The 18,568-nt window shown below is 71.6% G+C and carries 13 protein-coding genes; 11 read left to right on the plus strand and 2 right to left on the minus strand.

The window, feature by feature from the left end:
• Nucleotides 1–13: 13 nt before the first annotated feature.
• Nucleotides 14–1,426 (plus strand): NAD(P)/FAD-dependent oxidoreductase, encoded by a 1,413-nt coding sequence (locus ACZ4SA_RS13510; RefSeq protein WP_468273393.1) that lies wholly within the window; start codon nucleotides 14–16, stop codon nucleotides 1,424–1,426.
• A gap of 28 nt (nucleotides 1,427–1,454) precedes the next feature.
• Here ACZ4SA_RS13510 and ACZ4SA_RS13515 read toward each other — a convergent pair whose 3' ends face one another.
• Nucleotides 1,455–2,246, minus strand: a complete 792-nt coding sequence (locus tag ACZ4SA_RS13515; RefSeq protein WP_468273395.1) for a phosphatase PAP2 family protein — start codon at nucleotides 2,244–2,246, stop codon at nucleotides 1,455–1,457.
• A 102-nt stretch (nucleotides 2,247–2,348) separates the two neighbouring features.
• Nucleotides 2,349–3,683: a 4-aminobutyrate--2-oxoglutarate transaminase gene (gene gabT, locus ACZ4SA_RS13520; protein WP_468273397.1), complete on the minus strand. Its 1,335-nt coding sequence runs from the start codon at nucleotides 3,681–3,683 to the stop codon at nucleotides 2,349–2,351.
• Nucleotides 3,684–4,003: 320 nt separating this feature from the next.
• On the opposite strand from gabT, the gene ACZ4SA_RS13525 reads away from it, so the two are divergent.
• From ACZ4SA_RS13525 to ACZ4SA_RS13570, 10 genes are all read left to right on the plus strand, one after another.
• Nucleotides 4,004–6,115, plus strand: coding sequence for a type IV secretory system conjugative DNA transfer family protein (locus tag ACZ4SA_RS13525; RefSeq protein ID WP_468273399.1), 2,112 nt, complete (start codon nucleotides 4,004–4,006; stop codon nucleotides 6,113–6,115).
• A 151-nt stretch (nucleotides 6,116–6,266) separates the two neighbouring features.
• Complete coding sequence (locus ACZ4SA_RS13530; protein WP_468273402.1) at nucleotides 6,267–7,844, plus strand: PucR family transcriptional regulator; 1,578 nt, start codon at nucleotides 6,267–6,269, stop codon at nucleotides 7,842–7,844.
• A gap of 367 nt (nucleotides 7,845–8,211) precedes the next feature.
• Complete coding sequence (locus ACZ4SA_RS13535; protein WP_468273404.1) at nucleotides 8,212–9,189, plus strand: EamA family transporter; 978 nt, start codon at nucleotides 8,212–8,214, stop codon at nucleotides 9,187–9,189.
• A 131-nt stretch (nucleotides 9,190–9,320) separates the two neighbouring features.
• Nucleotides 9,321–10,766, plus strand: a complete 1,446-nt coding sequence (locus ACZ4SA_RS13540; RefSeq protein WP_468273406.1) for an aldehyde dehydrogenase family protein — start codon at nucleotides 9,321–9,323, stop codon at nucleotides 10,764–10,766.
• Between the two features lie 177 nt (nucleotides 10,767–10,943).
• Nucleotides 10,944–12,902 (plus strand): acyl-CoA dehydrogenase family protein, encoded by a 1,959-nt coding sequence (locus tag ACZ4SA_RS13545; protein WP_468273408.1) that lies wholly within the window; start codon nucleotides 10,944–10,946, stop codon nucleotides 12,900–12,902.
• A gap of 117 nt (nucleotides 12,903–13,019) precedes the next feature.
• Nucleotides 13,020–14,270: a 1-deoxy-D-xylulose-5-phosphate reductoisomerase gene (gene dxr, locus ACZ4SA_RS13550; protein WP_468273411.1), complete on the plus strand. Its 1,251-nt coding sequence runs from the start codon at nucleotides 13,020–13,022 to the stop codon at nucleotides 14,268–14,270.
• Nucleotides 14,267–15,568: a M50 family metallopeptidase gene (locus ACZ4SA_RS13555; RefSeq protein ID WP_468273413.1), complete on the plus strand. Its 1,302-nt coding sequence runs from the start codon at nucleotides 14,267–14,269 to the stop codon at nucleotides 15,566–15,568. The genes dxr and ACZ4SA_RS13555 overlap by 4 nt, the downstream gene beginning before the upstream one ends.
• 181 nt (nucleotides 15,569–15,749) lie before the next feature.
• Nucleotides 15,750–16,919, plus strand: a complete 1,170-nt coding sequence (ispG, locus tag ACZ4SA_RS13560; RefSeq protein ID WP_468273416.1) for a flavodoxin-dependent (E)-4-hydroxy-3-methylbut-2-enyl-diphosphate synthase — start codon at nucleotides 15,750–15,752, stop codon at nucleotides 16,917–16,919.
• A 124-nt stretch (nucleotides 16,920–17,043) separates the two neighbouring features.
• Nucleotides 17,044–17,889 (plus strand): GNAT family N-acetyltransferase, encoded by an 846-nt coding sequence (locus ACZ4SA_RS13565; protein ID WP_468273418.1) that lies wholly within the window; start codon nucleotides 17,044–17,046, stop codon nucleotides 17,887–17,889.
• A 51-nt stretch (nucleotides 17,890–17,940) separates the two neighbouring features.
• Nucleotides 17,941–18,549 (plus strand): GNAT family N-acetyltransferase, encoded by a 609-nt coding sequence (locus ACZ4SA_RS13570; protein WP_468273419.1) that lies wholly within the window; start codon nucleotides 17,941–17,943, stop codon nucleotides 18,547–18,549.
• Nucleotides 18,550–18,568: the final 19 nt, after the last annotated feature.

Raw genomic sequence — 18,568 nt, forward strand, 5'->3', positions numbered from 1 at the left:
AGGAGTGGAAACCATGGCTCCAGCCGCCATGACCTTCGCGACATCACTCTCCGACGCCCGGCCCGCGCCCTTCTGGCTGGAAGACCCCGGCAAGCCGGACGCGCTGCCGGCCCTCGCCGGCGACGAGCGCTGCGAGCTTCTCGTCGTCGGCGGCGGCTACAGCGGGCTGTGGACCGCGCTGCTCGCCAAGGAACGGGATCCCGCCCGGGATGTCGTGCTGATCGAGGGGCGGGAGACCGGCTGGGCCGCCTCCGGCCGCAACGGCGGCTTCTGCGCCGCCTCCCTCACCCACGGCCTCGGCAACGGACTGGCCCGCTGGCCCGACGAGATGGCGAAACTCGAGGAGCTCGGCGCGCGCAACCTCGACGCCATCGAGGACGCCGTCGCGCGCTACGGCATCGACTGCGACTTCGAGCGCACCGGCGAGATCGACGTCGCCACCGAGCCGCACCAGCTCGCCGAACTCCACGAGATGCACGACGAGGCCGCCCGCCTCGGCTTCACCGGCCTCGAGCTCCTGGACGCCGACGCCGTGCGTGCCGAGGTCGACTCGCCGACGTTCCTCGGCGGTCTGTGGGACCGGCGCGGCGTCGCGATGCTGCACCCGGCGAAGCTGGCCTGGGGGCTCAAGCGGGCCTGCCAGGAGCTCGGCGTCCGTATCTACGAGAACACGCCCGGGCTGCGGATGGCCGCCTCCGGACCCGGGATCGTGGTGGGCACCCCCTACGGCCGGGTCCTCGCCCACCGCGTCGCGCTCGGCACGAACGTCTTCCCCTCGTTGGTCAGGCGGGTGCGCGCGTACACCGTGCCCGTCTACGACTACGCCCTGATGACCGAGCCGCTCAGTGCCGTGCAGCTCGCCTCCGTCGGCTGGAAGCGGCGGCAGGGGCTCGGCGACAGCGCCAACCAGTTCCACTACTTCCGCATCACCGCCGACAACCGCATCCTGTGGGGCGGCTACGACGCGATCTACCCCTTCGGCGGCAAGGTGAGCGCCGAGATGGACCACCGGCCGCAGACGTACCTGAAGCTCGCCCGGCACTTCTTCCACTGCTTCCCGCAGTTGGAGGGACTGCGGTTCAGCCACGCCTGGGGCGGTGCCATCGACACCTGTTCGCGGTTCTCCGCCTTCTTCGGGACCGCGCACGGCGGGAAGGTCGCCTACGCGGCCGGCTACACGGGCCTCGGCGTCGGCGCCACCCGCTTCGGCGCCGACGTGATGCTGGACCTGCTCGGCGGCGAGCCGACCGAACGGACCGAGCTGAAGATGGTGCGCAGCAAACCGCTTCCTTTCCCGCCGGAGCCGGCGGCGTGGGCCGGTATCGGCCTGACCAAGTGGTCGATGGCCAGGGCCGACGCCAACGGCGGCCGGCGCAATCTGTGGCTGAGGACGATGGACCGGTTCGGTCTCGGCTTCGACAGCTGACCTGCCGTCACTGTCGGTGTGGCGTAGTTCACTTACGACGCATGGCGCTGAGCCAGGGCAGCAGCGTCCCGAACAAGCACAGGCTGCCCAGCACGTCCAGCGGCCAGTGATAGCCGCGCAGCACCAGGCCGATGCCCGTCGCCACCGTGAGCACCGCGGCGACGGGCATCGCCCATCTCCGGCGCAGATACGGCGTGATGAGCAGCGCGGCGCCGAGGTAGGCGACCGTCGCGGTCGCCGTATGGCCCGACGGGTACCAGCCGGTGCCCGGCTCCAGCGGGCCCGGGCGGGCGATCCACAGCTTGAGCGGTACGACCAGCGCGGGCACGGCCGCCATCGCGAGCGCGGCGCACAGCGCCGCCCGCCACTGCCGCCGGTCACGCAGCAAGACGTACGCGATCGCCGCGACGAGGGCGAGAGGAGCGACGGTCATGTTGCCGAGATCGGCGAGCAGTTCGGTGAGCGCGGTCGGTCCGGTGCCGAACAGCGCGCGGCCCAGCCGTACGTCCGCGCTCAGCAGCGGCCCCTCGACGGCCACCTGCCAGGTGACGACGGCGAAGAGCACGGCACACAGCGCCGCCGCGGCGCCGGAACGCCGAGAGGCCGGCCGCCTCGGAACAGGGGGGGTGGTTCCGAGGCGGCCGGCCGGACCGGTTTGCCGCGCGCCCCGGGGGGTTTGGGGCGGGCGGCCATCCGATCGGTGAGGAGTTCCGGAGCCTGATGCTCCAGTGGTGTGCGCGAGGGCACGGCCAGGTCGAGGCTGGGGAGGCTCCGGCCCGGGGTCGCCCGCAGTCTCCTGCGAGCGGGGTGTTTCTCTCATCTGCAGGAACCGTACGTCAGGCGGAAGGGGACCGACAGCCGGATCTCCATCCCGCCATCGGCCCCCCACAGCTTCTTCACAGAGCGGATCCGTCGCCGCCGGTCAGAGCGCTGCGAACGCCTGCTCGAGGATGTCGAGACCCTCGTTCAGCAGGTCCTCGCCGATCACCAGCGGCGGCAGGAAGCGCAGCACGTTGCCGTAGGTGCCGCAGGTGAGGACGAGCAGTCCCTCGGCGTGGCAGGCCTTCGCGAGCGCGCCTGTCGCCTCCGGGTTGGGCTCCTTGGTGGCGGGGTCCTTCACCAGCTCGATCGCGATCATCGCGCCGCGGCCGCGGATGTCGCCGATGGCGTCGTACTTCTCCTGCATCGCGGCGAGACGGCCCTTCATGACCTCCTCGATCCGCTTGGCCTTGCCGTTGAGGTCCTGCTCGCGCATCGTCTCGATGGAACCGAGCGCGCCGGCGCAGGCCACCGGATTGCCGCCGTAGGTGCCGCCGAGGCCGCCCGCGTGCGGGGCGTCCATGATCTCGGCGCGGCCGGTCACGGCGGCCAGTGGCAGACCGCCGGCGATGCCCTTGGCGGTGGTGATCAGGTCGGGGACGATGCCCTCGTCCTCGCAGGCGAACCACTGGCCGGTGCGGCAGAAGCCCGACTGGATCTCGTCGGCGACGAAGACGATGCCGTTGTCGTTGGCGAACTTCACGATCGCCGGGAGGAAGCCCTTGGCCGGCTCGATGAAGCCGCCCTCGCCGAGGACCGGCTCGATGATGATCGCGGCGACGTTCTCCGGGCCGATCTGCTTGGTGATCTGGTCGATGGCCTGGGCGGCGGCCTCGGGACCGCAGTTCTCCGGCCCGGTCGGCCAGCGGTAGCCGTAGGCGACCGGGACGCGGTAGACCTCGGGCGCGAACGGGCCGAAGCCGTGCTTGTACGGCATGTTCTTGGCGGTCAGTGCCATCGTCAGGTTCGTACGGCCGTGGTAGCCGTGGTCGAAGACCACGACAGCCTGGCGCTTGGTGTGCGCACGGGCGATCTTGACGGCGTTCTCGACGGCCTCGGCGCCCGAGTTGAACAGTGCGGACTTCTTGGCGTGGTCGCCCGGCGTCAGCTCCGCCAGCTGCTCGCACACCTCCACGTAACCCTCGTACGGGGTCACCATGAAACAGGTGTGGGTGAAGTCCTGCAGCTGGGCACTCGCCCGGCGCACGACGGCTTCGGCGGAGGCGCCGACCGAGGTCACGGCGATGCCGGAGCCGAAGTCGATCAGACGGTTGCCGTCGACGTCCTCGATGATCCCGCCACCCGCACGGGCCGTGAAGACGGGCAGTACGGACCCCACACCGCCGGCGACCGTGGCCGTGCGGCGGGCCTGAAGCTCCTGCGACTTCGGGCCGGGGATGGCGGTGACGACGCGGCGCTCCTGCGGGATTGCGGTCATGCGGGGCTCCTGGGGGTGTATCCGGACGCTTGTTGTCTTTCTCCGCAGGCTAGGCGCGGGGCGCGGATGCGGGCATGCGCCGTTCGGGAGTGTTGGGGGTGTGTCGTTGTCCGCGACGGCCATAGGCCCTCCTGAAGGGCGGGGCTGCTTGATCCGGTGCGGGCCCGTTGTGCTCACGGCTGCCCCTGGGACCCGGCCGAACCGGGGCCGCAGACCGGGCCACACCCCCGAGCGTTGGCCGGAGTGCCGCCCGCGCCAGGGCCCACCCACTAGATTGACCGTGCACAGAGCGGGCCTGGCTGGTCAGGGGGCAGCGGTTCATGGAATCCGAAGGCACATTCGACGCACGCGACACACGCGCCAATCCCGTGCCTCGTCCCGCCGGACCACCGGCGGAGGTACCGTCCGTGCCGCCCGGAACACCCGCCCTGCCCGGCCACGCGCCCACCACCCGCCCTGCCCTGCTCGAGTGGTTGCGGACGCCCAGGCCCTCCGCGGAGCCCGGCGTGTGGCGGCTCGGTCACCGGCCGCGACCCGACGAGGAGCCGGAACTCGTTCCCGCCAGGCGGCTGTTCTCCGGGGCCCTCATCGCCCTGCTGACCGGGTGGCTGCTCTGGTCCCTGCTGTGGAACGGCTACCTCGGCCGCTACTGGCTCTGGCCGCTCCTGGTCCTCACCCCGGACTCCTGGCGGGCCGACGCGACGACCTGGGCGAACGCCAGCTACATCTACTACGCGGTCATCGGCGGCGGCATGCTGGTGTTCTTCGCCCGCATCGGCAACGTCCCCGAGATCTGGCGGCGCTACGTCGTCCGCCGTGACAAGCCCGTCACCCCGCCGCCCCCCGCCCCCGACGCGGACCCGGCCGACTGGCCCGAGTTGCGCGGCGCGGGTCTGACCGAGGCCGCGGGTCACCTCGCACAGGCCGCACGCGCCGGAACGCTGGGGGACGTCGACTACGCGCGGATCCGGCGAGCCTGGCAGGGGGTCCATGCGCGGCCCGAGCGGCTCGCCGCCTTCGCCGACACCGTGCGCAGGCACGGTCCGGCGGCCTGCGCCCACCCGTCCGGAATGCGGGATCTGCCGGTGCGCACGGCGACACACGACCTCGCGACCGGCCAGGTCAAGATCGGTACCGTCGTCGACGACGCCCGGAACCCCTATGCCCGCCGCACCACCGGCGTGGCCCTCGAGCCCGCGCTGCTCGGTACGTCGCTGCTCGCCGTCGGCCCCTCCGGATCGGGCAAGAGCGTGCGGCTCGTGCGGCCCGTCGTCGAGTCCCTGTGCCTGCTCGCGCTCGCCAACCGCGCCGCCGTCGTCGCCGTCACGGCCCACGGCACGGCTGTTGCCCCCGACGGCGACTTCGACCTGGTGATCTCCGTCGGCCGGCCCGACTCCACGCACGACCTGGACCTCTACGGCGGCGCGGAGGAACCCGACGAGGCCGCCCGGATGCTCGCGGAGGCCCTTGTCGGCGACCTCGCCGCCAATCTGCCCGGCGGCGACAGCCGGCGCGCCGCCACCGCGCTGGCCCAGCTGATCGGGCCGTACCAGTGTGTGCACGGACACTTCCCCGCCGTGGCGGATCTCCGCGAGCTGCTCGGCGGCGCCCCCGCCGCGATCAGTGCGCTGCGCGCCGCCCTGGAGGAGGCAGGGGAGGCCTCCCAGCTGCGTGAACTGGACGCCCGGGAACGGCAGTCAGCCCGCGGCGACGACATCGGCGTGCTGCTCGCCGAACGGATCGCCTTCCTCGACCGCCCCGCGTTCGCGCAGTTCTTCCGCACCGACGGCGGTGGGCGGCCCTTCTCGCTGCGCGCCATCGAGCACCCCCTGCGGGTCCGCGTCGACCTCCCCGAGCGCGGCCACGCCGAGGCCTCACGGATCATCGCCCGGCTGATGCTGGCCCAGTTCACGGAGGCCGCGCTCACCCGCTCCGACCGCTCCCTCTTCGCCTGTCTGGTCCTCGACGACGCGACCTACACCGTCACCGCCGACTCGGTGCGCGCGCTGCAGCGGCTGAGGTCCGCGCACGCCGGGGTCGTCCTCGCGCTGCGCACCCTCGAGGACGTGCCGGAGCCGCTGCGCGGTCCGCTGCTCGGCGCGGTCGGCTGCCGGATGGCCTTCTCCGGGCTCGCGCCCTGGGACGGCGGCCGGTTCGCGGAGACCTGGGGCACCGAGTGGGTCCAGACCCGTGACGTGACCAACCGGCAGATCATCGCCGACGAGCCCCTCACCAAGGCGCTGCACATGATGCGCCGCCTGGCCACCGGCAAGGCGGCCACCGCGCAGGCGATCACCGTGCGCGAGGTCGAACGGGCCCGCTGGTCGGCCTCCGACCTCGCCCACGCCGTGCCGGCAGGTCACGCGGTGCTGTCCCTGGCGACCGTAAGAGGGGAGCACGCGCCCCCACTGCTGGTGGATCTGCGGACCTGAGGCGCGCGATCGGCCAAGCGGTGTCACCGAGGCACGCGAGCGGCCGGGCGGCGCCACCGACTGCTACGCCCTGGCAGAATCGAGGTACGCCGTTCATACGGGACGGCGAAATCCGAACCGTCGTTCCCTGCCTCGAAGGGCCCCTGGTCCCATGCCGCCCACCCTCGCCTCGCTCGTCCAGCACTCTGCGCTCAAGCTCACCGTGCGTGCCGGGGAGGACCGGCTGGAGACGCCCGTCCGGTGGGCCCACGTCAGCGAACTCGCCGACCCCGTGCCGTACATGGAAGGCGGCGAGCTGCTGCTTGTCACTGCCATGACCCTGGACGCGGAGGACCGCGAGGCCATGCGGCGCTATGTGCGCCGGCTGGTGGGTGCCGGAGTGGTCGGCCTCGGCTTCGCGGTCGGCGTGTACTACGAGGACATCCCGGACGCCCTCGTCGAGGCCGCACGCGAGGAGGGGCTGCCGCTCCTCGCCGTACCGCGCCGCACACCCTTCCTCGCCATCAGCAAGGCCGTCTCCGCCGCGATCGCGGCCGACCAGTACCGGGCCGTGACCGCCGGATTCGAGGCACAGCGCGAGCTCACCCGGGCCGCGCTCGCCGAGGGGCCCGCCGCGGTCGTCGCACGGCTCGCCGCGTACGTCGACGGGTGGGCCGCCCTGTACGACACTTCCGGCGCCGTTGTCGCCGCGGCACCCGAGTGGGCCGCCCGCCGCGCGGCCCGGCTCACCGCCGACGTCGAGCGGCTGCGCGAGCGCGCCGCGCCCGCGAGCGCCGTGGTCGGCGACACGGACGAGGACGACCGGGTCGAGCTCCAGTCGCTGGGCACCGGACGCCGGGTCCGCGGCGCCCTGGCGGTCGGCACGGGAGCCCCGCTGGGCACCTCCGAGCGTTACGCCGTGCACTCCGCAGTCGCCCTGCTGACGCTGTCCACCGAGCGGTCCCGTTCGCTTCAGGCCGCCGAACAGCGCCTGGGCGCAGCGGTGTTGCGGATGCTGCTCTCCGGGCAGCCGGACCACGCCCGTGCGGTCGCCGGCGATCTGTACGGGGGGCTGCTCGACGCCCCCTTCCGGCTGCTCATCGCCGAACCCGCCGGAGAACCGGACGGCGACGGTGCGCCGAGCGCGCTCGGCGCCTTCGCCGACGCCCTCGAGTCGGCGGCCGCGCGTGCCGGGGAGACCGTCCTCGTCGTCCCCGACGGCACAGAGGACCGGATCGTGGCGCTCGCCGTGGACGGCGGCGCGGTGGCCACCGCGTGCCTTGCGGCGTACGCGGCCAAGGACGCGGACGAGGCCCAGGTCTTCGTCGGACTCTCCGCGCCGACCGGCCCGATAGCGGCTGCCGGGGCGTACAAGCAGTGCGAACAGGCGCTCTCCGTGGCCCGGCGGAGGGGGCGCGCCCTGGTCGAGCACGAGGAACTGGCGGCGGGGTCGATCCTGCCGCTGCTCGCCGACGACGCGGTACGCGCCTTCGCGGACGGCATGCTGCGCGCGCTGTACGAGCACGACGCAACGGGACGCGGCGACCTCGTCGCGTCGCTGCGAGCCTGGCTCTCGCGCCACGGCCAGTGGGACGCGGCTGCCGCCGACCTTGGCGTGCACCGGCACACGCTGCGCTATCGGATGCGCAGGGTGGAGGAGATCCTGGGGCGCTCGCTGGACGACGCGGACGTGCGGATGGAGCTGTGGCTCGCACTCAAGGCGACGGGCGAGCCGCCGCAGTCGCGCTAGCGAGCCACGTCGGCCACGACAGTCTCGGCAGCGACCCGCACCGCCGGCACCGCGCCCGCCACGGTAGCGCGCCGCAACGGTCCCGGCAGCGCGGGCCGCGATCGCCATGTCAGAGGGCTGCCACAGTCGCGGCAACGTGAAGCGACCACTGCGGCAGCCAGGCCGCCGCCGCGCCCGCTGCCACGGCCGTGACGTCGAGTCGCGGCAGCCAGGCCGCCGCCGTGTCCGCCGCGTCGGCGACCCGCCTCCGCCGCGGCAGCGACCCGTGCCCGCCCCGCAGCGCACAGCGCAGCGAAAACCCCGAATTCTGCCCGAACTCGGGCAGGATTGTTGGCTTCGAGCCTCTCGAATCCCTAATCTCCTGCGCATGACAAGCCCCGCCGCCGAGCCGGCACCCGATGTCCGCGGTTCCTCTCCGGGCCTCTCCGCCCCTTCCGACGCCTCCGCATCGGGCCCCCGCCGGATATCCGGGGCCGTCTGGGCCGCTCTCGCCATCGTCTACGTCGTCTGGGGCTCCACCTATCTCGGCATCCGCATCGTCGTCGAGACGATGCCGCCGTTCATCTCCGCTGCAGGCCGGTTCGTCGTCGCCGGCCTGATCCTCGGCGCGCTCGTCGCCTGGCGGCACGGGCTCTCGGCGCTCAAGGTCACGAAGCCGCAGCTCGCCTCCGCCGCGGCCGTCGGGCTGCTGCTGCTTCTCGGCGGAAACGGTCTGGTCGTCCTTGCGGAGACCTCCGTTCCCTCCGGCCTCGCCGCACTGCTGGTCGCCGTGGTCCCGGCCTGGGTCGTCGTCCTGCGCAGGGTCTCCGGCGAGCGTCCCGGCCCCGGGGCGTACGCCGGTGTGGCGCTCGGGCTCGCCGGTCTCGCCGTGCTGACCTTGCCCGGGCTCAGCGGTGAGGTGCGCATCGGAGGAGTCCTCACCGTGATCGCCGCGACCCTGATGTGGTCGGTGGGCTCCTTCGTGTCGTCCCGCATCCCCATGCCGGCCAACCCGTTCGCCGCCGGCGCGTACGAGATGGTGGCGGCCGGTATCGGCTGCGCGCTCGTGGCGCTGGGCCGGGGCGAGCACCACGGCTTCGATCCCGGTGACGTCTCCACCCGTTCCTGGGCCGCCCTGGCCTACCTCGTCGTGTTCGGCTCGCTCCTCGCGTTCACGGCGTACGCCTGGCTGCTGCACACCGCGCCGCTCTCGCTCGTCGCCACCTACGCGTATGTCAACCCCGTCGTCGCCGTGCTGCTCGGCGCTCTGGTTCTCGACGAGCGGCTGTCCTGGCCGATCGCGGCGGGCGGCACCGTCGTCGTGGCGGGCGTGTGCCTGATCGTGTCCACGGAGCGACGCCGCTGACGCGCCAAAGCGGCCAGCCGGGGCGGGTGACCACTCCATGCCGGACAAACGACCGGGGAGGCCCGCGGCCCTACCGTGTGGAGAGAGCAACCGAGCGCACATCCCACTACTTCGGAAGGGCCGGGACCCGCATGACTTCCACCCACGCCTTCTGGCTCGCCGGCCGCCAGGCCACCGGCGAGACCGCCTTCGACGTCACCTCCCCGTGGGACGGCCGTCTCGTCGGCAAGGTCTCCGTACCGACCGAGGCCCAGGTCGAAGAGGCCGTCGCCGCCGCCCATGCCGTGATCGACGACTTCGCCGCCACCCCGGCGCACGTCCGCGCGGCCGCCCTCGACCATGTGTCGAAGCGTCTCGTGGAGCGGACGGAGGAGATCGCGCAGCTGATCTCCGCGGAGAACGGCAAGCCCGTCAAGTGGGCCCGCGGCGAAGTCGGCCGTGCGGTCTCGGTGTTCCGGTTCGCCGCGGAGGAGGCCCGCCGCTTCAACGGCGGCGAGGCCCAGCGCCTCGACACCGACGCCGGCGGCCAGGGCCGCCTCGCTCTCACCCGCCGCTTTCCCAAGGGCGTCGTGCTCGGCATCGCGCCGTTCAACTTCCCGCTCAACCTCTGTGCCCACAAGATCGCCCCGGCGATCGCCGTCGGCGCGCCGATCATCCTCAAGCCCGCACCGGCGACCCCGCTGTCCGGTCTGATCCTCGGCGAGCTGCTCGCCGAGACCGAGCTGCCGGCGGGCTCGTGGTCCGTGCTCCCGGTCCCGAACGAGCAGATGCCGGCCCTCGTCAAGGACGAGCGCCTGCCGGTCATCTCCTTCACCGGCTCCGACAAGGTCGGCTACGCGATCATGGACTCGGTCCCGCGCAAGCACTGCACCCTCGAGCTGGGCGGCAACGGCGCGGCGGTCGTCCTCGCCGACTTCGCGTCCGAGAAGGACCTGGACTGGGCGGCGACCCGCATCGCCACCTTCTCCAACTACCAGGGCGGCCAGTCCTGCATCTCCGTGCAGCGAGTGATCGCCGACGGAGTCGTCTACGACCGGCTGCTGCCGAAGATCGTCGCGGCCGTCGAGGCGCAGGTCACGGGCGACCCGTCCGACTCCGCCACCGACGTCGGCCCGCTCGTCAGCGAGGATGCCGCCAAGCGTGTGGAGTCCTGGGTGGACGAGGCGGTGCAGGGCGGCGCCAAGCTGCTCACCGGCGGCAAGCGCGACGGCGCGAGCTACGCGCCCACCGTCGTCACGGACGTGCCCGCCGATGCCACCCTCGCCTGTGAGGAGGTCTTCGGGCCGGTGCTGACCGTGACGAGGGTCGACGGCGAGGCCGAGGCGTTCGCGGCGGTCAACGACTCCAAGTACGGCCTGCAGGCGGGCGTGTTCACGCACGACGTGAAGACCGCGTTCCGCGCTCACCGCGCCCTCGAGGTCGGCGGCGTCATCGTCGGCGACGTCCCGTCCTACCGCGCCGACCAGATGCCGTACGGCGGCGCCAAGCAGAGCGGCGTCGGCCGCGAAGGTGTCGCCTTCGCGATGGACGACTACACGTACGAGCGGGTGCTGGTCCTCACCGGACTGGCGCTGTAGGACCGTACGCGACGGACCGGCGGCCGGAGCCCACTGTGCGGGGGCTCCGGCCGTCCTGTCGTTGACCCCACTGCCGTAAGCGGGATGGTGGGAGTGCCGGGAATCGGGTAGTACGAACGGGTAGCACCGGCCGGTAAATGCCCCGGCGGGCCCCCGATTCGCGGCGAGGTGAGCCTCATGTCCGCTCCAACGGACAAGCCCCTGCATCAGCCCCACACCCCGAAGATCAGCGAGCGCGAGGCACGACAGGTCGCGGAGGCGGCGCGCGAACAGGACTGGCGGAAGCCCAGCTTCGCCAAGGAGCTGTTCCTGGGCCGTTTCCGTCTCGACCTGATCCACCCCCATCCGATGCCGACCGGTGAGGCGACCCGGCGCGGCGAGGAGTTCCTCTCGAAGCTGCGCCACTTCTGCGACACGAAGATCGACGGCGCGCTCATCGAGCGGGAGGCGCGGATCCCCGACGACGTGATCAACGGGCTCAGGGAGCTCGGCGCACTCGGCATGAAGATCGAGCCCAAGTACGGCGGCCTCGGCCTCACCCAGGTGTACTACAACAAGGCGCTGGCGCTCGTCGGCACCGCGAGCCCGGCGATCGGCGCGCTGCTGTCCGCGCACCAGTCGATCGGCGTCCCGCAGCCGCTGAAGCAGTTCGGCACCGACGAGCAGAAGCAGCGGTACCTGCCGAGGCTGGCCCGCACGGACATCTCCGCCTTTCTGCTCACGGAGCCGGACGTCGGCTCCGACCCGGCCCGCCTCGCCACGACCGCCGTCCCCGACGGCGACTCGTACGTCCTGGACGGCGTCAAGCTGTGGACCACCAACGGCGTCGTCGCCGACCTGCTCGTCGTCATGGCCCGTGTCCCCAGGTCGGAGGGGCACAAGGGCGGCATCACCGCCTTCGTCGTCGAGGCGGACAGCGAGGGCATCACCGTCGAGAACCGCAACGCCTTCATGGGCCTGCGCGGCCTCGAGAACGGCGTCACCCGCTTCCACCAGGTCAAAGTCCCCGCCGAGAACCGCATCGGCCCCGAGGGTGCGGGCCTGAAGATCGCACTGACCACCCTCAACACCGGCAGGCTGTCGCTGCCCGCGATGTGCGTCGGCGCCGGCAAGTGGTGCCTGAAGATCGCCCGCGAGTGGTCCGAGGTACGTGAGCAGTGGGGCAAGCCGGTCGCCAAACACGAGGCCGTCGGGGCCAAGATCTCCTTCATCGCCGCCACCACGTTCGCGCTCGAGGCCGTGGTCGACCTGTCCTCCCAGATGGCCGACGAGGACCGCAACGACATCCGCATCGAGGCCGCCCTCGCCAAGCTGTACGGCTCGGAGATGGGCTGTCTGATGGCCGACGAACTGGTCCAGATCCGTGGCGGCCGGGGTTTCGAGACCGCGGAGTCGCTGGCGGCGCGCGGCGAACGGGCCGTACCCGCCGAGCAGTTGCTCCGCGATCTGCGCATCAACCGCATCTTCGAGGGCTCGACCGAGATCATGCACCTGCTCATCGCCCGAGAGGCGGTCGACGCGCACCTGGCCGTCGCCGGCGACATCATCGACCCCGACAAGCCGATGTCCGCCAAGGCGAAGGCGGGCGCCAACGCGGCGGCCTTCTACGCCCGCTGGCTGCCCAAGCTCGTCACCGGCCCGGGCCAACTGCCCCGCACGTACGCGGAGTTCCACCCCGCCGGGCACCGGGACCTGTCCACGCATCTGCGTTACGTGGAGCGCAACAGCCGTAAGCTGGCCCGCTCGACGTTCTACGCCATGTCCCGCTGGCAGGGCCGGATGGAGACCAAACAGGGCTTCCTCGGCCGGATCGTCGACATCGGCGCCGAGCTCTTCGCGATGAGCGCCGCCTGCGTGCGCGCCGAACTGCTGCGCACCTCCGGTGACCACGGCCGTGAGGCGTACCAGCTTGCGGACGCGTTCTGCCGGCAGGCCCGCATCCGCGTCGAGGAGCTCTTCACCCGACTCTGGTCGAACACCGACGACCTCGACCGCAAGGTCGTGAACGGTGTGCTGTCCGGCACCTACAGCTGGTTGGAGGACGGCATCGTCGACGCCAGCGGCGAAGGCCCGTGGATCGCGGACGCCGCGCCGGGCCCGACCGTACGGGAGAACGTCCACCGCCCGATCCGCTGACGGGACCGCAGCGGGGCACGTCCGCACGCCGGACGTGCCCCGCGCCGCTGTGCCGCTCCGCTCCGGTCACCGGGCCTCCCTGTCCGGGCCGACGGACAGTGCAGCCACAATGGGGGGATGAGCGACAGCCCATCTCCCCTCGCAGACCCGCATCTCGTCTTCGACGCCTCCGAAGGCCGCCGGGACATCGTCGTCCTCGGCTCCACCGGGTCCATCGGCACGCAGGCCATCGACCTCGTCCTGCGCAACCCCGACCGTTTCCGTGTCACCGCGCTGTCCGCCGCAGGCGGGCGGGTCCGTCTGCTCGCCGAGCAGGCGCGGCGGCTGCGCGTCGACACGGTCGCGGTGGCGGACGAGGGCGCCGTGCCCGCGTTGCGCGAGGCACTGGCCGAGCAGTACGGCGGCGAGCCGCTGCCGACGGTCCTGGCCGGCCCCGACGCCGCCACGGAGCTCGCCGCCTCCCCGTGCCACACCGTGCTCAACGGCATCACCGGCTCGATCGGTCTCGCCCCCACGCTCGCCGCCCTGGAAGCCGGACGCACCCTCGCCCTGGCCAACAAGGAGTCGCTCATCGTCGGCGGGCCGCTGGTCAAGGCGCTCGCCAAGCCCGGGCAGATCATCCCCGTGGACTCCGAGCATGCCGCGCTCTTCCAGGCGCTCGCCGCGGGCACCCGCGCCGAGGTGCGCAAGCTGGTCGTGACGGCCTCCGGCGGGCCCTTCCGTGGCTGCACGAAGGCGGAGCTGGCGAACGTCACCCGCGAGGACGCCCTCGCGCACCCGACCTGGGCCATGGGCCCGGTGATCACGGTCAACAGCGCCACGCTCGTCAACAAGGGGCTCGAGGTCATCGAGGCGCACCTGCTGTACGACATCCCCTTCGACCGCATCGAGGTCGTCGTCCACCCGCAGTCGTACGTTCACTCCATGGTGGAGTTCACCGACGGCTCGACGCTCGCCCAGGCCACCCCGCCCGACATGCGCGGCCCCATCGCCATCGGCATCGGCTGGCCCGAGCGGGTCCCGGACGCGGCTCCCGCCTTCGACTGGTCGACGGCTTCGACCTGGGAGTTCTTCCCCCTCGACAACGAGGCGTTCCCGTCGGTGGGTCTCGCCCGCCACGTGGGGGAGCTGGGCGGAACGGCGCCGGCGGTGTTCAATGCCGCGAACGAGGAGTGCGTGGAGGCATTCCTCGCCGGAAGGCTGCCGTTCAACGCCATCATGGATACGGTCACCGAGGTGGTCGCCGAGCACGGCACCCCCGCGTCGGGAACTTCCCTGACGGTGGCGGACGTCCTCGAAGCGGAGACCTGGGCCAGGGCCAGGGCCCGTGAGACGGCAGCGAAAGCAACGGCGGAGGCTCGCGCATGACGATTCTGTTGACCTTTCTGGGCATCGCGCTCTTCGCCGTCGGGCTGCTCTTCTCCATCGCCTGGCACGAGCTCGGCCACCTCTCCACGGCCAAGCTCTTCGGCATCCGCGTGCCCCAGTACATGGTCGGCTTCGGTCCGACGCTCTGGTCACGGCACAAGGGAGAGACCGAATACGGCATCAAGGCCATCCCCATGGGCGGCTACATCCGCATGATCGGCATGTTCCCGCCGGGGGAGGACGGCCGTATCGAGGCCCGTTCCACCTCGCCGTGGCGCGGGATGATCGAGGACGCCCGCTCCGCGGCCTACGAGGAGCTGAAGCCGGGCGACGAGACGCGGCTGTTCTACACGCGCAAGCCGTGGAAGCGCGTCATCGTGATGTTCGCCGGACCGTTCATGAACCTGGTGCTCGCCGTGGCGATCTTCCTCGGCGTGATGATGACGTTCGGCTCCCCGACCCAGACCACAGAGGTCGCCGGTGTCCAGAAGTGCGTCATCGCCCAGAGTGAGGACCGCGACACCTGCGCCAAGGGCGACCCCGAGTCGCCGGCGTTCGCCGCCGGGCTGCGGGAGGGCGACAAGATCGTCGCGTTCAACGGCAGGCCCATCGAGGACTGGGCCACCCTGTCGACCCGTATCCGGGACACGATCGGCCCGGCCACCATCACGGTCGACCGCGACGGCGCCCAGAAGGTCCTCGATGCGACCCTCATCGAGAACACGGTGGCGAAGAAGGACGAGGACGGGGAGGTCGTCCCCGGGAAGTTCGTCCCGGCGGGCTACCTCGGCTTCGCGGCGAAGACCGAGATCCTTCCGCTGTCGTTCGTCGACTCGGCGGACCGCATGGGCGACATGATCGAGAACGGCGCGGAAGCCATCGTCGCGCTGCCGTCCAAGGTCCCGGACCTGTGGGACGCCGCCTTCGGCGACGGCGAGCGCAAGGACGACTCGCCGGTCGGCGTGGTCGGCGCCGCACGCCTCAGCGGCGAAGTGCTCAATCTGGACGTGCCGACGACCAACATCGTCGCGACCTTCCTGATGCTGCTCGCCGGCTTCAACCTCTCCCTGTTCCTCTTCAACATGCTGCCGCTGCTGCCGCTGGACGGCGGGCACATCGCAGGAGCGCTGTGGGAGTCGGTGCGGCGCAATATCGCAAAGGTCTTCCGGCGCCCCGACCCGGGCCCGTTCGACGTGGCGAAGCTGATGCCCGTCGCCTACGTGGTGGCGGGGATCTTCATCTGCTTCACGCTGCTCGTGCTGGTGGCCGACATCGTCAACCCGGTGAAGATCAGCTGAGCCCTGCGGGGGCGGCCCGGCCCGCCACCTCCGTGATGGCCGGACACGGTTTGTGTCCGGCCATCACCTTTGGGTGGACTACGCTGCGCGATGTGCCCGGGCGAACGCCAGTGCCGTAATCTCGGGTGCTGGAGCCCGCCGATCTCGGGACCTCGATCCACACCTTGGGGTTGCACAGCAGATGACTGCAATTTCTCTCGGAATGCCGTCCGTTCCGACGAAGCTCGCCGACCGGAGGGTCAGCCGGAAGATCCAGGTCGGTTCTGTCGCGGTCGGCGGCGACGCACCGGTTTCGGTGCAGTCCATGACGACGACCAGGACGTCCGACATCGGCGCGACGCTCCAGCAGATCGCGGAGCTCACGGCCTCCGGCTGCCAGATCGTGCGCGTGGCGTGCCCGACGCAGGACGACGCGGACGCGCTGGCCACCATCGCCAAGAAGTCGCAGATCCCGGTGATCGCGGACATCCACTTCCAGCCGAAGTACGTCTTCGCGGCCATCGACGCGGGCTGCGCCGCGGTACGGGTGAACCCGGGCAACATCAAGCAGTTCGACGACAAGGTCAAGGAGATCGCCAAGGCCGCAGGCGAGACCGGCACCCCGATCCGGATCGGGGTCAACGCCGGCTCCCTCGACCGCCGCCTGCTGGAGAAGTACGGCAAGGCCACCCCTGAGGCGCTCGTCGAGTCCGCGCTCTGGGAGGCGTCCCTCTTCGAGGAGCACGGCTTCCGCGACATCAAGATCTCGGTCAAGCACAACGACCCGGTCGTGATGGTCAACGCCTACCGCCAGCTCGCCGCCCAGAGCGACTACCCGCTGCACCTCGGGGTGACGGAGGCCGGCCCCGCCTTCCAGGGCACCATCAAGTCCGCGGTCGCCTTCGGCGCCCTGCTCGCCGAGGGCATCGGCGACACGATCCGCGTCTCTCTCTCGGCCCCGCCGGCAGAGGAGGTCAAGGTCGGCATCCAGATCCTGGAGTCGCTGGGCCTCCGCCAGCGCCGGCTCGAGATCGTCTCCTGCCCCTCCTGCGGGCGCGCCCAGGTCGACGTCTACAAGCTCGCCGACGAGGTGAGCGCCGGACTCGAGGGCATGGAGGTGCCGCTGCGCGTCGCTGTCATGGGCTGCGTCGTCAACGGCCCCGGCGAGGCCCGCGAGGCGGACCTCGGTGTCGCCTCGGGCAACGGCAAGGGCCAGATCTTCGTCAAGGGCGAGGTCATCAAGACCGTGCCCGAGTCGAAGATCGTGGAGACGCTCATCGAAGAGGCCCTGAAGATCGCCGAGCAGATGGAGAAGGACGGCGTCGCCTCGGGCACGCCGGACGTCGTCGCCGTGGGCGAGCCCGGCGCCTGACCGCAAGGCCCTGAGGCCCCGCGACCCTTCCCCAGGGTCCGCGGGGCCTTCGCGCGGGCGCGCCACGCCGCCAACCCTCCGGGTACAGTTCACAGACCAGTAAACCGTGTGATGAGGCGCCCTCGTGTTGACGCAGACCACCACCCGGGTCCTCGACCCCGGCGAACTCGGCGCAGCGCTCGCCATCCTCGAGAGCGAGCCGGTGACGAATGCTTTCGTCGCCGCCCGTGTGCAGGTCGCCGGACTCGACCCCTGGCGTCTCGGCGGTGAGATGTGGGGCTGGTACGCGGACGGACACCTGCGCTCCCTGTGCTATTCCGGCGCCAACCTCGTCCCCATCTGCGCCACCCCCGAAGCCGTACGCGCCTTCGCCGACCGTGCGCGCCGGGCCGGCCGCCGCTGCTCGTCCATCGTCGGCCCCGCCGAGCCCACCGCCCAGCTCTGGCGGCTGCTCGAACCGAGCTGGGGCCCCGCCAGGGACGTACGACGCCACCAGCCCCTCATGATCACCGAGGAGCTGCCGAAGAACATCGAGCCCGACCCCGGCGTCCGCCGTATCCGCAAGGACGAGATGGATGTGATCATGCCGGCGTGCGTCGCCATGTTCACCGAGGAGGTCGGCATCTCGCCGATGGCCGGCGACGGCGGACTGCTCTACCAGGCCCGGGTCGCCGAACTCGTGGCCGCCGGACGGTCGTTCGCCCGGATCGACGACGGCAAGGTCGTCTTCAAGGCCGAGATCGGCGCGGCCACCCCCCAGGCATGCCAGATCCAGGGCGTCTGGGTGGACCCCGAACACCGCGGCCGCGGCCTGTCGGAGACCGGCATGGCCGCCGTCCTGCGCTACGCCCTCGCGGACGTCTCACCGGTCGTCAGTCTCTACGTCAACGACTACAACACCGCCGCCAGGGCCTCCTACCGGCGGGTCGGCTTCCGCGAGGTCGGCGCCTTCATGAGCGTGCTGTTCTGATTCCCGGCGGACCGTGCCTGAGCGGCCACGACGGCAAGTAGGGTTCGCCACATGGCAGCACTCACCGGGGAAGGCCCGCAGTCCCCCGAGGTCATGGTCGGACCCCTCGAGCTCGCCGCACGCGTCGACGAGGCGCTCGCCGTCCAAGCGCTCGCCTTCGGTCTCAGCGACGACGAGATCGACATCCGCCGCTACATCGTGCTGCGTCATCTGCAGTGCCCCGGAGCGCACGCCCTCGGCGCCACCACCCCGGCCGGCCGACTCGTCGGATTCGTCTACGGCATGCCCAACGACCGCACCCACTGGTGGTCCACCGTCGTCGAGCCGTACCTGTGCCGCACCGGCACCGACCACTGGCTCGACGACTCCTTCGTCATCACCGAACTCCACGTGCACCCGGCCTTCCAGGGCCGCGGCATCGGGCGCGAGCTGATCACCACCATCACCGACGGCGCCGACCAGCCGCGCTCCATCCTCTCCGCGATCGACATCGAGAGCCCGGCCCGCGCCCTGTACCGCGCGCTCGGCTACCAGGACCTCGCGGGCCAGGTGCTGTTCCCGAGCGCGCCCAGCCCGTACGCGGTGATGGGCGCTCCACTGCCGCTGCGGCGGGCCGACGACAGGGGAACTGATTTCCGCCCGCAGGCAGGCCCCGGCTAACCTCCTGCACATCACACGT

Source organism: Streptomyces sp. NPDC027962 (genome assembly GCF_055566095.1).

Bases quoted from the DNA above. Each gene is read 5' to 3' on its own strand.
- ACZ4SA_RS13510 (WP_468273393.1), top strand. From the start codon at position 14: ATGGCTCCAGCCGCCATGACCTTCGCGACATCACTCTCCGACGCCCGG.
- ACZ4SA_RS13515 (WP_468273395.1), bottom strand. From the start codon at position 2,246: ATGAGAGAAACACCCCGCTCGCAGGAGACTGCGGGCGACCCCGGGCCG.
- gabT (WP_468273397.1), bottom strand. From the start codon at position 3,683: ATGACCGCAATCCCGCAGGAGCGCCGCGTCGTCACCGCCATCCCCGGC.
- ACZ4SA_RS13525 (WP_468273399.1), top strand. From the start codon at position 4,004: ATGGAATCCGAAGGCACATTCGACGCACGCGACACACGCGCCAATCCC.
- ACZ4SA_RS13530 (WP_468273402.1), top strand. From the start codon at position 6,267: ATGCCGCCCACCCTCGCCTCGCTCGTCCAGCACTCTGCGCTCAAGCTC.
- ACZ4SA_RS13535 (WP_468273404.1), top strand. From the start codon at position 8,212: ATGACAAGCCCCGCCGCCGAGCCGGCACCCGATGTCCGCGGTTCCTCT.
- ACZ4SA_RS13540 (WP_468273406.1), top strand. From the start codon at position 9,321: ATGACTTCCACCCACGCCTTCTGGCTCGCCGGCCGCCAGGCCACCGGC.
- ACZ4SA_RS13545 (WP_468273408.1), top strand. From the start codon at position 10,944: ATGTCCGCTCCAACGGACAAGCCCCTGCATCAGCCCCACACCCCGAAG.
- dxr (WP_468273411.1), top strand. From the start codon at position 13,020: ATGAGCGACAGCCCATCTCCCCTCGCAGACCCGCATCTCGTCTTCGAC.
- ACZ4SA_RS13555 (WP_468273413.1), top strand. From the start codon at position 14,267: ATGACGATTCTGTTGACCTTTCTGGGCATCGCGCTCTTCGCCGTCGGG.
- ispG (WP_468273416.1), top strand. From the start codon at position 15,750: ATGACTGCAATTTCTCTCGGAATGCCGTCCGTTCCGACGAAGCTCGCC.
- ACZ4SA_RS13570 (WP_468273419.1), top strand. From the start codon at position 17,941: ATGGCAGCACTCACCGGGGAAGGCCCGCAGTCCCCCGAGGTCATGGTC.